Origin of the sequence: Pantoea sp. Ap-870 (assembly GCF_011752515.1) — a bacterium.
In the GTDB taxonomy this organism is placed as follows: domain Bacteria; phylum Pseudomonadota; class Gammaproteobacteria; order Enterobacterales; family Enterobacteriaceae; genus Pantoea; species Pantoea dispersa.
The window spans coordinates 452,532-465,848 of record NZ_VWXG01000002.1; the positions used below are offsets into that span (position 1 = coordinate 452,532).

Annotated in this window: 15 protein-coding genes; 8 read left to right on the forward strand and 7 right to left on the reverse strand. The window is 55.5% G+C overall.

From position 1 onward, the window contains the following. Positions 1-37: 37 nt before the first annotated feature. The 6 genes from F3J41_RS08230 to F3J41_RS08255 all read left to right on the forward strand — a co-directional run bounded on the left by F3J41_RS08230 (position 38) and on the right by F3J41_RS08255 (position 6,841). A complete protein-coding gene (locus F3J41_RS08230; protein ID WP_166710620.1) occupies positions 38-1,432 on the forward strand; it encodes an LLM class flavin-dependent oxidoreductase in 1,395 nt (464 codons plus the stop codon). Then, the gene (locus tag F3J41_RS08235; RefSeq protein WP_166710622.1) at positions 1,429-2,448 is read left to right on the forward strand and encodes a methionine ABC transporter ATP-binding protein; all 1,020 of its coding nucleotides are present in this window, start codon (positions 1,429-1,431) and stop codon (positions 2,446-2,448) included. The genes F3J41_RS08230 and F3J41_RS08235 overlap by 4 nt, the downstream gene beginning before the upstream one ends. Further along, entirely contained in the window at positions 2,445-3,143 is a 699-nt protein-coding gene (locus tag F3J41_RS08240) for a methionine ABC transporter permease (RefSeq protein WP_166710624.1), read from the forward strand. Before F3J41_RS08235 ends, F3J41_RS08240 begins: the two co-directional genes overlap by 4 nt. Beyond that, positions 3,140-4,015 carry a MetQ/NlpA family ABC transporter substrate-binding protein gene (locus F3J41_RS08245; protein ID WP_152390887.1) on the forward strand — a complete coding sequence of 292 codons (876 nt, stop codon included), beginning with the start codon at positions 3,140-3,142 and terminating at the stop codon, positions 4,013-4,015. Before F3J41_RS08240 ends, F3J41_RS08245 begins: the two co-directional genes overlap by 4 nt. Before the next feature lie 174 nt (positions 4,016-4,189). After that, positions 4,190-5,623: an MFS transporter gene (locus tag F3J41_RS08250; RefSeq protein ID WP_152390888.1), complete on the forward strand. Its 1,434-nt coding sequence runs from the start codon at positions 4,190-4,192 to the stop codon at positions 5,621-5,623. Positions 5,624-5,626: 3 nt separating this feature from the next. After that, a complete protein-coding gene (locus F3J41_RS08255) occupies positions 5,627-6,841 on the forward strand; it encodes an acyl-CoA dehydrogenase family protein (RefSeq protein ID WP_166710626.1) in 1,215 nt (404 codons plus the stop codon). Between the two features lie 102 nt (positions 6,842-6,943). Here F3J41_RS08255 and F3J41_RS08260 read toward each other — a convergent pair whose 3' ends face one another. Next, on the reverse strand, positions 6,944-7,453 hold the full coding sequence (locus F3J41_RS08260) for an ATP-binding protein (RefSeq protein ID WP_166710628.1): 510 nt from the start codon (positions 7,451-7,453) through the stop codon (positions 6,944-6,946). Between the two features lie 375 nt (positions 7,454-7,828). On the opposite strand from F3J41_RS08260, the gene F3J41_RS08265 reads away from it, so the two are divergent. Together F3J41_RS08265 and F3J41_RS08270 are read left to right on the forward strand one after the other, a co-directional pair. After that, positions 7,829-8,362 (forward strand): hypothetical protein, encoded by a 534-nt coding sequence (locus tag F3J41_RS08265; protein ID WP_166710630.1) that lies wholly within the window; start codon positions 7,829-7,831, stop codon positions 8,360-8,362. 372 nt (positions 8,363-8,734) lie between these two features. After that, positions 8,735-9,868 carry a glutathione-independent formaldehyde dehydrogenase gene (locus F3J41_RS08270; protein ID WP_104093481.1) on the forward strand — a complete coding sequence of 378 codons (1,134 nt, stop codon included), beginning with the start codon at positions 8,735-8,737 and terminating at the stop codon, positions 9,866-9,868. A 198-nt stretch (positions 9,869-10,066) separates the two neighbouring features. On the opposite strand, the gene F3J41_RS08275 is transcribed toward F3J41_RS08270, so the two are convergent. The 6 genes from F3J41_RS08275 to F3J41_RS08300 form a co-directional block, all read right to left on the reverse strand. Next, positions 10,067-10,591, reverse strand: a complete 525-nt coding sequence (locus tag F3J41_RS08275) for an anti-virulence regulator CigR family protein (RefSeq protein ID WP_166710832.1) — start codon at positions 10,589-10,591, stop codon at positions 10,067-10,069. Between the two features lie 285 nt (positions 10,592-10,876). After that, positions 10,877-11,188 (reverse strand): hypothetical protein, encoded by a 312-nt coding sequence (locus F3J41_RS08280; protein WP_166710632.1) that lies wholly within the window; start codon positions 11,186-11,188, stop codon positions 10,877-10,879. A 193-nt stretch (positions 11,189-11,381) separates the two neighbouring features. Beyond that, positions 11,382-12,077: a DJ-1/PfpI family protein gene (locus F3J41_RS08285; RefSeq protein WP_166710634.1), complete on the reverse strand. Its 696-nt coding sequence runs from the start codon at positions 12,075-12,077 to the stop codon at positions 11,382-11,384. Then, the gene (locus tag F3J41_RS08290) at positions 12,070-12,282 is read right to left on the reverse strand and encodes a hypothetical protein (protein ID WP_166710636.1); all 213 of its coding nucleotides are present in this window, start codon (positions 12,280-12,282) and stop codon (positions 12,070-12,072) included. The genes F3J41_RS08285 and F3J41_RS08290 overlap by 8 nt, the downstream gene beginning before the upstream one ends. Before the next feature lie 24 nt (positions 12,283-12,306). Next, on the reverse strand, positions 12,307-12,660 hold the full coding sequence (locus F3J41_RS08295) for a hypothetical protein (protein ID WP_021508783.1): 354 nt from the start codon (positions 12,658-12,660) through the stop codon (positions 12,307-12,309). After that, positions 12,654-13,247, reverse strand: a complete 594-nt coding sequence (locus F3J41_RS08300) for an NUDIX domain-containing protein (protein ID WP_166710638.1) — start codon at positions 13,245-13,247, stop codon at positions 12,654-12,656. Before F3J41_RS08300 ends, F3J41_RS08295 begins: the two co-directional genes overlap by 7 nt. Positions 13,248-13,317: the final 70 nt, after the last annotated feature.

A 13,317-nucleotide genomic window follows, 5' to 3' on the forward strand; every position in this document is an offset into this window, starting at 1 on the left:
GTCGTTGCACGACCACGGCCTCGCTATGGAGATTGCTATGCCATCGCAACGCGAAATACGCCTGAATGCCTTTGATATGAACTGTGTTGGTCACCAGTCGCCCGGACTCTGGGCCCATCCCCGTGACCGCTCATGGCAGTATAAAGATCTGGAATACTGGGTTGATTTGGCGCGCCTGCTCGAGCGCGGCAAGTTTGACGGCCTGTTCATTGCCGATGTGCTCGGCATTTACGATGTGCTGAACGGCAACGGTGACGCGGCGATACGCCAGGCCACTCAGGTGCCGGTGAACGATCCGCTGGCGTTGATTACGCCGATGGCGCTGGTCACAGAGCACCTTGGTTTCGGTTTAACCGCCTCGCTGTCGTTTGAGCATCCTTATCCGTTCGCGCGCCGTTTGTCGACGCTGGACCATCTGACCAAAGGCCGCATTGGCTGGAACATCGTTACCTCCTATCTGGAGAGCGGCGCGCGCAACATTGGTCATAAAGCGCAAACCGATCATGACAGCCGCTATGACTATGCCGATGAGTACCTGCAGGTGGTCTATAAACTGCTGGAAGGCAGCTGGGAGCAGGATGCGGTGCTGCGCGATCGTCAGCGTCGTATTTTCAGCGATCCCGGCAAAATCCATCCGATTAACCATCAGGGTACCTTCTTTAACGTACCGGGCATCCATCTGTGTGAACCCTCGCCGCAGCGCACGCCGGTGCTGTATCAGGCCGGTGCATCGAGCCGCGGCAAACAGTTTGCCGCTGAGCACGCAGAATGTGTATTTGTCGCCGCGCCGTCCAAAGTGCTGTTAAAGAAAACCGTGGCCGACATCCGGCGTCGTGCAGCCGAAGCCGGTCGCGATCCCCGCAGTATTTTGATCTTCAACCTGCAGACGGTGATTGTCGGTGAAACCGATCGGGCGGCGCAGGCGAAGTGGCAGGAGTATAAAAACTGGGTCAGCTACGAAGGCGCGCTGGCGCTGGTCTCTGGCTGGACCGGCATCGACTTTGGACAATATCAGCCGGACCAGGTGCTGAAATACCTGCACACCAATGCCATTCAGTCAGCGGTTGAAACTTTCTCTACTGCCGATCCCGATCGTCAATGGACGGTGAAAGCGCTGGCCGACTGGGTGGGCATCGGCGGTTTTGGCCCGCTGCTGGTGGGCAGTGCGGCAACGGTGGCGGATGAGTTGCAGAGCTGGGTAGAAGAGACCGACGTGGATGGTTTCAACCTGGCGTATGCGCTGACCCATGAAATCTTTGAGGATGTGGTCGAGCTGCTGATTCCGGAGCTGCAAAAACGCGGCGTTTACAAACAGGATTACGCCGCGGGCACGCTACGCGAAAAGCTGTTTGCCGCCGGGCCGCAGCTCAGTGCGCCGCATCCGGGTGCTGGCTATCGCGTACGCAGCGCGCAGCAGCAGGAGGTCATATGATCGAAATCGAGCGCCTGAGTAAGCACTACCGTGCGCCGGACGGTCGCGTCACCGACGTGCTGAAAAACATCACGCTGCAGGTGCCGGAAGCCAGCATCACCGCGGTGGTCGGACCGAGCGGTGCCGGAAAATCTACGCTGGCGAAATGCATCAGCCTGCTGGAGCAGCCGAGTGGCGGCAGCATCCGGGTCAACGGCAGCGATTTATCCCGGCTGGATGGCGAAGCGCTGCGCCGCGCGCGTCGCGCTATCGGCACGGTATTTCAGTCTTCCGCGCTGCTGCAGCGTAAAAGTGCCTGGGAAAATATCGCGCTGCCGCTGCGCTATCTCGGTGTGGTAGAGCGCGATATCCGCGCCCGCGTCGGCGAGCTGCTGGAGAGTGTCGGGCTGAGCCACAAAGCCAGCGCCTTTCCCGCCCAGCTCTCCGGTGGGCAGCGGCAGCGCATCGGTATTGCCCGCGCGCTGGCGCTGCGTCCGTCTGTATTGCTGGCCGACGAAGCCACCTCCGGTCTCGATCCGGAAGCGACGGTCACCATCCTTGAGCTGCTGAAAAAACTGCGTGACGACTACCGGCTGGCAATCGTGCTGATCACCCATGAAATGGATGCCGTACGTCAGGCGGCGGATGCGGTTGCCGAGATTCGCGATGGAGAGATAGTGCAGTATGGCACCGTCAGTGCGCTGCTGGCACAGCCGGACAGCGCGCTCGGCCAGCGGCTGCTGCCGCTGACGGCACAAGTCAGTGATGCCGGACTGGTGCTGCAGCTTAGCTACCGTACCGATGTCGCGGTGGCCAGCGACTGGATTTCGCGCATCAGCCAGCAGTTCGCTTTAAAGGTGGATCTGCTGGGTGCGCATGTCGAGCGGGTCAATGGCATCCAGGCCGGACGGTTGCAGGTGGGCATTCATTTTCAGCAGGAGCAGGTGCCGCTGGCACGGTTGCTGACGCAGCTGGAACAGTATGGCCTGGCGGCCAGCGTTGCTGTCAGCGTGCCGCCGTTACGGGAGGCGGTATGAGCGTATCCGTGATAAGCCAGGACACGCCCTGGCCTGAAATTCCGGCACTGATGTTGCCGGCGCTGGGTGAAACCGCGTTGATGGTCGGCATCGTGATGCTGTTTGTGGTGAGCCTCGGTGGCGTGGTTGGCGTGGTGCTGTTTAACACCTCGCCGCGCGGACTGTTTCCGCAGCGCGGTGTGCATCGGGTGCTGAGCTGGATCGTCAATATGGGGCGCTCGTTACCGTTTCTGGTGCTGATGGCGGCCATCATTCCGTTTACCTTCTGGCTCACCGGCACCACCATCGGCATTCCGGCGGCGGTGGTACCGATGATCGCCGCCGGGATTCCTTTCTTTGGCCGTCTGGTCGACAACGCATTACGCGAGCTGCCCGGAGAAGTTACCGCCGTGGGGCTGGTGTGCGGCGGTTCGCGCTGGCAGATCATCCGCTCCGCCCAGCTGAGTGAAGCGCTGCCGGCGATTGTTGCAGCTATCACGCTCAACCTGATCTCCATGATTGAGTACTCGGCCATCGCCGGCACCATTGGCGCTGGCGGCATTGGCTACCTGGCGGTGGTGTATGGCTATCAGCGGTTCGATAACCACATCATGATCGCCACCATCATGGTGTTGATTGCACTGATTCAGACCATTCAATTTTTCGGCGACCGGCTGGTTGCGGCCTTGCGCCATCCTCAGGGGACATCGTTATGACAACACAAGAATTTGAGTTACGTAAAACACGCCGCTGGCCGTGGCTGCTGCTGATTATAGTGGTCATTTTGCTGGCCGTCGCTGGCTGGTTGTGGCGCAGCCAGCAGCCGCAGGCGGTGGTGTTTGGCACCACGCTGAAAGTGCATTATGAGCCGGCAATGGCCGGGGAACAGAAGCTGATTGACTATGTGGGTGAGCATATCGCGCCGGACTACGGCCTGAAGCTGGAGGCGGTCGGTGTGCAGGATCCGGTGCAGGCGGACCGTGCGGTAGCAGAAGGGCAGTATGCTGCGACGGTCTATCAGCATCAGTGGTGGCTGAAGCAGGTGGTCGATGCTAACGGCTTCCAGCTCACTTCCAGCCTGCCTCTGTTCCAGTGGGCCTTTGGTATTTACTCCGATCGCTACCACTCGGTGGCGGATTTACCGCAGGGCGCAACCATTGTGGTGCCCGACGATGGGGCGAATCAGGGCCAGGCGCTCTGGCTGCTGGCGCGTCAGGGATTGATCACCCTCGATCCGACAGTAGAACCGCGCACCGCCAAACTGAAAAACATTGTCGGTAATCCGCACGGTTTCGTGTTTAAAGAGCTGGATCTGCTGACCATGCCGCGGGCGCTAAATTCGGTCGATGCGGCGATTGGTTATGTGTCGCAGTTTGACGCCGGTAAAGTCCCGCGTGACAAAGGCATTCTTTTCCCGCCCGCGCCGCGCACCTTTGCCTCGCAGCTGGTGATCGGTACGCCTTACCTGGAGCAGGAGAACATCGTCAAACTCAGACAGGCTTTCGCCGATCCGCGCCTGCAGCAGTGGCTTAAAACCACCGATGACCCGCTGGTCAAAGGCGTGCTGGTGCCGGTTTCTGCTGAATAACTTTACCGCTGAATACGCTACCCGGACCCGCATTGCGCGTCCGGGGTTTAGTGTTGGTGTCTTTGTTATCTTATTGATTATATTGTAATTAATAGCAAATATTGTTGCTTTGGTTCCCTGCATAAAGCGCTTATAACCACCTCACCTGCACAACAAAAACAGACGTGAGGCGTTATGAGTACTCTTCCTTTAGAAAACACCTTGCCGGCTTCGCAACCGGTACGTTCGGTCAGTGATGTGGCAAGGCTGATCAACACCCGCAGTAGCAAAAACAACTATGCGCGCATGATTGTGTTTCTCGCGTTGGGTGGCGTGTTCCTCGACGCCTACGACCTGACCACACTGTCGTACGGCATCGATGACGTGGTGCGCGAGTTCCAGCTATCGCCGTTCACCACCGGGCTGGTCACTTCATCCATCATGGTCGGCACCATCGTCGGCAACCTGATTGGTGGCTGGCTGACGGATAAGTACGGCCGCTATTCGGTGTTCATGGCCGACATGCTGTTTTTTGTCGTATCGGCGATAGCGGCGGGCTTAGCACCCAACGTTTGGGTGCTGATTGGCGCGCGTTTCCTGATGGGCATTGGCGTGGGCATCGATCTGCCGGTGGCGATGTCTTATCTGGCAGAATTCTCTAAATTTGCCGGCAAAGGCAACAAAGCCGCACGGCTCGCGGCCTGGTGCCCGATGTGGTATGCGGCTTCCACTGTGTGTTTCCTGCTGATTTTTGGCCTCTATTTTCTGCTGCCTAAAGATCATCTCGACTGGCTGTGGCGCGCCTCGCTGCTGTTTGGCGCGGTACCTGCGCTGTTGATCATCGCGGTGCGCAGTAAATTCATGAATGAATCACCGTTGTGGGCCGCGAATCAGGGCGATCTGACCTCGGCGGTGCGTATCCTGCGTGATTCGTACGGTATTCATGCACACGAAGCAGAACCAGAAACGCCACCCGCGGCGGCGGCGCCGAAGGTGAGTTTTCGCGTACTGTTCCAGAAGCCGTGGCGTGAACGCACCATCGTTGCCGGCGTAATGAATATCTGTATTTCGTTTGAGTACACCGCCATCGCCTTCTTCCTGCCGTCGATACTGGCGCAATTTCTTGGTGCCGGCGTGTTCGAGACCATCTCAGCTTCGCTGGGGCTGAACGCGCTGTTTGCCTTCACCGGCGGGCTGCTGGGGATGCGTCTGGCGTGGAAATATCCGTCACGCCACGTGGCGATCGCTGGCTTTGCGCTGCAGTTTTTGGCTCTGGTGGCGCTGGCGTTGATTGGCCACCCGCAGGCGCTAGTGGGCATCGTGTTTGCGGTGCTGATGCTCGGACTATGGCTGTTTGCCGAAGGATTCGGGCCGGGCGCACAGCTGATGGTCTATCCGGCGCTCTCGTATCCCACCTCGATTCGCGCGACTGGCGTCGGCTTTAGCCGTGCGCTGTCGGGCATCGGCAGTGCGCTGGCGCTGTTCATTCTGCCGATTCTGCAGGCGGCGCTCGGCACCAACATGTTCTGGGTGGTATCGCTGGCCGCCATCATTCCGATCTTTTTCCTGCTGGCGGTGCGTCACGAACCGACCCGCCACGACATCGACGACCTTTCCCCTCAGGAGTAAAACATGAGCATTCCCTCTACCGGTACTGACTATGACACGCTGGCGGCGCACTTCCGACCGCTGTTTGCCCGCATCGCGGCGGGCGCGGCGGAACGCGAGCGTACGCGTACCTTGCCTTATGAACCACTGCAGTGGCTGAAGGAGGCCGGCTTTGGCACGGTGCGTATTCCACAGCAAAAAGGTGGCTGGGGCGCCTCGCTGCCGCAGCTGTTTCAGCTGTTGATTGAGCTGGCGGAAGCGGATTCCAACCTGCCGCAGGCGCTACGCGCGCACTTTGCGTTTGTCGAGGACCGGCTCAACCAGCCGGACAATGTGGAGCGCGATGCGTGGTTTCGCCGCTTTGTTGATGGCGAGTTGGTGGGCAGCGGCTGGACGGAGATTGGCAACGTCAGGCTGGGCGACGTGATCACCCGCGTCACGCCTGCCGCCAATGGCTGGACGCTGAATGGCGAGAAGTTTTACAGCACCGGTGCGCTGTTCGCCGACTGGATAGATGTTTACGCGCGTCGCGATGACAATCAGGGTGACGTGATCGCGCTGGTGAATACGCATCAGCCGGGCGTCACGCGTGAAGATGACTGGGACGGATTTGGCCAGCGCCTGACTGGCAGCGGCACGACGCGCTTCGAGCACGCGCATGTGGAGACGCAGCACGTGTATGATTTTGCCACGCGCTTCCGTTATCAGACCGCGTATTACCAGCATGTGTTGCTGGCGACGCTGGCGGGCATTGCGCGCGCGGTGGCGCGGGACGGCGCGGCAGCCGTTGCCGCACGAAACCGCGTTTACAGTCACGGCAACGGAGCTGCCTCGCGGCAGGATGCGCAGGTGCTGCAGGTGGTGGGCGAGATCACCAGTCTGGCATTTGCCGTCGAAGCCACAGTGATTCGCGCTACCCATTCACTGCAATCAGCGTATGAAGCGCACGTCAGTGCCGATGAAGCGGCCATCGCCGCCATCAACAACCTGGCGGAAGCCGAGGCCGGACAGGCGCAGGTGATCGCCAGCGAGCTGGTGCCGCGTGCTGCCACCGAATTGTTTAATGCGCTTGGCGCGTCGGATACGCGCGTCAGCAAAGCGCTGGATCGTCACTGGCGCAATGCGCGCACCGTCTCGTCGCATAACCCGGTAATCTACAAAGCGCGCGACATCGGTGACTGGAAAGTCAACGGCACGCCGCCAACCGGCATCTGGCAAATCGGCAAGGGAGAGGGGTAACCAGCCTTGATGAACAAACGGCGCCGTTATCGGGCGCCGTTTAATGGCGCATAATCCGGCTGCGTCATGGAATTAGCACGTCATAAGCCGCAACCCGGCGGCTTAAGAGCGGTATTCAATAATATTGAAACCTTCATCAGCCGCTGGCGCTGAGAAATAACGGCTTATGATTTCAAACTGTTTATCTGAAGCGGCAAAATCGTGGGTGCCAGCTGCGTTACGGGCACGTAATCGGCTCTTACACACCTCATCAGGGACGTTAAGGAAATGCAGGTGGTTAGCAGCACCTGATGCTTTAATGATACTCATCATCCATTCACGACTGGCGGGTGTATTAGCCGGAAAATCCAGGACTACCGACATCCCCGCGTTAAGTAATGACACCAGATGCGGTTTCATGGCATTTCTGAGCTTAGAGGAATACTGCACGTAATCCGCGACCGTGTGCATTTCATCGGCATAGAGCGCTGCAAGCCAGCGATCCTCACTGATAATGAGAGTGCGCGGTGCAGCGCCTAATTTTGCGGATAACGTAGATTTACCCGACGCAATTTTTCCACATAACAGGTGAAGCGTGGCATTTTCAGGTGATGCGACATCGGTGGTGTTCATGGCTGACCTCACTGGTTGATTACCGGTAAGGCCCGCCTTACCGGCGGGAAAATGGCAAACGTTATCCCACCTGAACGTGCAAGGTGATAATAATGATTGCGGAAGACAGAGCTGAGCAAGTTTTCATCGTTTTAAACTAACAGGTTAAGTCTCCATAATCACCTGATGCTTTGCTTTAGCTATGATGGCAGCGTGTTGTTGATAGCGGAGTTCGCAGAGGGGAGGGCCGCTTTGTGCCAGGATCGGACATTGTTCAGGGGTCAGGCAGGTATCTCAGGAACAGATTATCCCCGGATGGCTGGCTTAATATCTGTTAAAGATTTCACACCCACAGGCCGATAAAAACAGGAGCGACAGAAACGTAAGGAGATGCGCATGTATGGAAAACTGGTCATTACGGGAATAATAGTAACGTTGTTAAGTGGATGTTCGGCTGGGTTTAGGCCTTCTCTGGAAGACTATAAAGGTTCAGATGCAGCCAGGGTTCGTGCTGCATCTGAGGGCAATACAGCCCTGCAATTTTACGAAAAACAGCCGAGTGGCTGTTATAAAAAAGTTTTAGAGCGCCGGGTTACGGCTGGTCTGGCTATTCTCGGTATTCCTGTGTCAGGAAATAAAAAAATCGGAATGCCAGAATCAAGTAACAATAAGGGGGCTTTCATAAATGAATTTACTATCAAGCCGGGGCAACTGATAAGTATAATTCATTACTGGACTCAGCCGGGCTACTACCAAAATACAGAACGATCTGTCTCCACCAGATTCATTCCTCAGCCAAATCATGATTACGATATCGTCGTCACTGGCTCAGAATTTGGCGGGGATAGCGTATCGGTGAGAGATCTGGATCCAGGCGCTAAGATAGTTGGATGGGAAGGCAATTTCTGCCCCTCCGGTATATTTGATTAATTGCATGACGCTGGTCACCGTGTGTACGTTTAAGCCCACCCTGGAGTGGGCTTTTTTATGTGGTACTCAAACCAGGCAGAGGTTGAGGACAATAGCTGTTACGGGATTCAGCACAAGGCTAAGTCAGCGTAGCGGTGTGGTGCGCCAGGGGTCTGGAAGAAGGCGGAGACAAAAGACGTTTAGCGAAACGGTGCTTACAATTCATAGAGTTACATAATATTAATACTCCCGGGTGACTTCATGCGCTGTTCTACACTTACACATTCAATCAAGCCTTTTGATTGAAAAAGCAGCATCACTGAGAGGGAGGCGACCGCAAAGCGTCACGCAGCCGCAGCCTTCATAACTGATCATGCACGTGAGGAGAACATCATGAAAGCAGTTGTCTATAACGGACCTTTTGACGTTTCAGTCAAAGAGGTTCCGGATCCCAAAATCGTTCGCCCTACCGATGTGCTTGTCCGTATTACCACCACCAATATCTGCGGTTCGGATCTGCATATGTATGAAGGACGAACCAGCTTCGAACAGGGTCGCATCTTTGGCCATGAAAATCTGGGGCAGGTCATTGAAATCGGCAGCGCGGTTGAGCGGGTCAAAGTTGGCGATTATGTCTGCCTGCCCTTTAATGTCGGCTGCGGATTCTGTGAAAATTGCGAGAAAGGGTTAACCGGCTACTGCCTGACGGCAAATCCGGGTACGGCCGGGGCCGCCTATGGCTTTGCTGAAATGGGCGAATGGGATGGCGGACAGGCGGAGTTACTGCGTGTTCCCTATGCTGACTTTAACTGTCTGGTGCTGCCGCCGGATGCGGTTGAAAAAGAGGAGGACTACGTTTTACTTTCCGACATCTTCCCTACCGGCTGGCATGCCACTGAACTGGCAGGATTGCGCCCCGGAGAAAGTGTGGCGATTTACGGTGCAGGCCCGGTCGGCTTGATGGCGGCTCACTCGGCCATGATTAAAGGCGCATCGCAGGTGTTTGTGGTTGATACCCATCCGGACAGGCTGGCGCTGGCCGAACAACTGGGCGCAGTAGCGATCAATGGGGTGGGCGATGAGGCAGTAAATAAAATTCTCGAGTTAACCGACGGGCGCGGCACGGATTGCGGTTGCGAGTGTGTGGGGTATCAATGTTGCAATAAACATGGCCACGAGGATAACTCTGCCACGCTCAACAGCCTTGTCGCGTCAACTAAGGCCACGGGCGGCATCGGTGCGGTCGGCGTTTTTGTTCCGCAGGATCCCGGAGGCGCGACCGACCTGGCCAAAGAGGGTAAAGTGCCTTTCGATTTTGGGAATTTCTGGTTCAAAGGTCAGTCAATCAAGACCGGTCAGTGTAATGTCAAAGCATACAACCGCCAGCTCGCAAGGCTTATCCATCAGGGCAGAGCCAATCCGGCGCAGATCATCTCCCATCGACTCGCTCTGGCAGACGCTGCCGAAGGCTATAAGCATTTTGATGATCGTGATAATGGCTGGACAAAAGTCATTCTGAAACCCTGAAAGCCAGGTAACTCAGAAGAGCTAAGACACATTCAGGCGGTGGGAAGAGGGAGAACGAAAACTGCCTGTCTGTGGCTGACTATATCTGGCATCACCACGCTTATGAAACATCAGCGCAAACCCGATAAAGCGCTTAAGCAGTCCCGCTGTTAAGCGCCATGAACTGAGCTGCAAGACGCCAGATATCTGCATACTGGGTTAGTTGAACACACCGTTAATCACGGCGGTCACAACTGCTGTGCTCAACGCAATAAGCACTAAATCATCTCCAACCGCGCGCCACTCGTAGCCGGGGTAATGAGGCAGCGCATTTATCATGGATGCTGGCAAATTTTTCTTAGCAATACCCGGTGGCAATGCTTTACCACGCGCCACTTTCTTAGCGATTCCCGGCGGCAGAGATTGATAGCCTACCAAACCATAGTTGACGGCGAGCGCTCGTGCCTGAGAGAAGCTGATATCAGATTGAACATGATCGGGGTGCCGGGCGTTCTTGCGATGTCCATGTTCGTTTTTCGACGATGCGTAACCCTGCTCTTTATTTCCGTGCGCGCCATTATTACCGTGATTGCCATTGCCATTGCCATTGCCATTGCCATTGCCATTGCCATTGCCATTGCCATTGCCATTGCCATTGCCAGGGTTTGCATAAGCCGGTGCAACAAAAACGGCGAAACCAATCATCAGAGCAAAGGTTGTTTTGAGCGTGCGTTGCGTGAGCATGACAAATGTCCTTAATAGTTTGTATTGACTTATTGAAATATAGAACGAGGCGGCAATCTTAACCATCACCTCATTTCTGAAATATCAGTAATGTAATAAGCCGGACATGTCTGGGACTCACTCTGAACGCGGGCATTTCACTGCTTAGCCTCTGAATCCAGGGGGGTACCTGCCGGCTCGTGACTATTGAGAGAAACGTCCGCTCGTCGCGCAAAGCGGACATTGACGCTTCGAATCAACTTAGAGACGAATCAGGACAACCGTTAAGTCGCCCTGAAAAGGGGGCTAAAGCGGTAAAACGGTTTCCACGGTGTGCTGAAAAACGTATGGATCGGAAAGTAACTCAAATTGTTCGTCATCCGGATACGTCACTGCCACGTGATAGTTTTCTCCCGCGAAAGTCTTTACTGACTGCAGATCCTTCCAGTAAGTTGCCAGAAAGAAATGCTCCCAGTCGCCCTGTGTTTCTCTGCGCACATAAGCGCCTATATTCCCTGCAATGCCTTCTGAATGTTCCACACCTGTATTCTCAAGGTGTTTCGCAAAATCTTCAGCGTGTTTGAGCGGAACACAACCGTGCCAGGTCCTTACAATCATTCGCCTTTCCTCTTAATGTGGCAAGAATGTCACCCTATCATCGCAAGCCACGTAACGGTGTAATTTCTGAAGGGCGCGTTCGTTAATGCAAACTAAATTAATGACGACCGAAACCTATTCACTCTTACCTGTAGGTCCGTTATTCGCTCATCGAGGCATTCGTCGGTGGAGAAGTCCGCTCCGTGCCGACCCGTTATTTCTGCAGTCTGGCTGCGGCTTTCAGCGTCGCCTGCCGCCGCTTTTCAATAAATGGCGCAACCTGTTGTTGAGCTTTTTTCAGCTGTTCTTCAGATGCGGAGCGGGGCGAGCCACAGTCAAAGGGCGGGGCAGGGTCATATTCCATATGCAGCTGAATGTTTTGCGCGATATCCGGTCCGAACATCTCTGATACGACGCTGAGGGCAAAATCGATACCTGAAGTCACACCAGCGCCCGTTATGCGATTGCGGTCGCGTACAACGCGCTCATTTACCGGCTCTGCGCCCAATAGCGCCAGCTGATCCAGCGAGGCCCAATGCGTCGTCGCTTTATATCCCTGCAGAAGCCCGGCCGCGCCCAGCACGAGCGATCCGGTGCATACCGACGTTACCAGCTTCGCCTGCTTACTTTGAGCCCGGATAAACGAAAGGACTTCTTCATCCTCCATCAGGTTTATCTGCCCCGGCCCGCCGGGAATACAGATGATATCCAGCGCGGGACACGCGTCGAACGTGGTGGTTGGCTGAATCGCCATCCCCCGGTCTGACACCACAAGCTCCAGATTTTTCCAGATGAGATGCACCTTCGTGTCTGGTGCCCGCGCAAAGACTTCAAACGGACCGGTCAGGTCAAGCTGCGTAAGCGCAGGGAACAGCAGCAGACCGATGGATGTAGATGCAGAATCATTCATAAATAATGCCTTCATTGTGTGCCAGCAGCCGACATCGCTGCGGTAAGTTATGAATCACTGCAACAGACGATGCAGAGAAACCGCCATCAGCAATAGTGGCATATTTCCCCAGCATCAATGAGTTTGTTTTATTCGCGAAAAATACTCGTGTTTGGATGACGGCGACAAGCCAAATGTCCATAAGCCTGAATGGCCGCGCTGGCATCGTCGCCATCCAGTGAAAGCATAATCACCCGATCGGAATCTCATCTATGTCAGTATAAATTTTTGACCCGCGTTCTCTGCCAATCCGTATATCGTTATCGGCGCCGTGCGACGCGCCCGGCATACGTAAGATCGCGTCGCAATGTTGAATAAGCCGATGTGCAACCGGATAAAGATAAGCCTCACGGATTTCATCACCGATTGCCTTTGAACCTGCGGCGGCGGCAAGAGGTAATGCCAGCCATTCTCCAATCACCGGCGTATGCCCTCTGTGATAAACCTGCAGAGCGGCTTCATCTAATTTTTGTATATTGGCGTGAATTAAGACCGGGTCTCCTTCGGTGCCGCTGCGCACAGGGCCGGCAATCAGGATCAGCATGGTATTGGCTCCTCAAAATGGACATTCATGGCAACGTATTGCAGTAACATTATGGTTTTCGCATCCATAATCTCCCCGCTGCGAATTGCGCTCAGGGCCTGAGTCAAAGGCCATTCCAGTACTTCAATATCCTCGCCCTCATCGGCAAGGCCACCGCCTTTGCTCTGGCGATCGTCATCAGCATATTCGGCGATAAAGAAATAGAGTTTCTCGGTAACCGAACCCGGACTCATAAAGGCTTCCATGACTTTTTCAATATGCTGCACCCGGTAACCGGTTTCTTCTTCTGCCTCCGCGACAATGCGGGTTTCCGGCGAAGCGTTATCGAGCAGCCCGGCAGCCGCTTCAATCAAAAAACCGTGGTGACCATTAATGAAAACCGGCAAACGAAACTGGCGGGTCAGCACCACGCTGCGCTTTTGGCGATTATAGAGAAGCACGACGGCACCATTACCGCGGTCATACGCTTCACGTTGCTGCTTCTGCCACGAGCCGTCACGGCGCTGCAATTCAAAGGTGTATTTTTTCAGGGTGTACCAGTTGTCGGACAACAGCTGCTCACGGATATTGCGTATTTTCTGCTGCATAGCTTGCCTCCTGAAGATGACAAAACAGACGCTATCATGCATAATCGTGCAAATTCAAGAAAAAACGTGA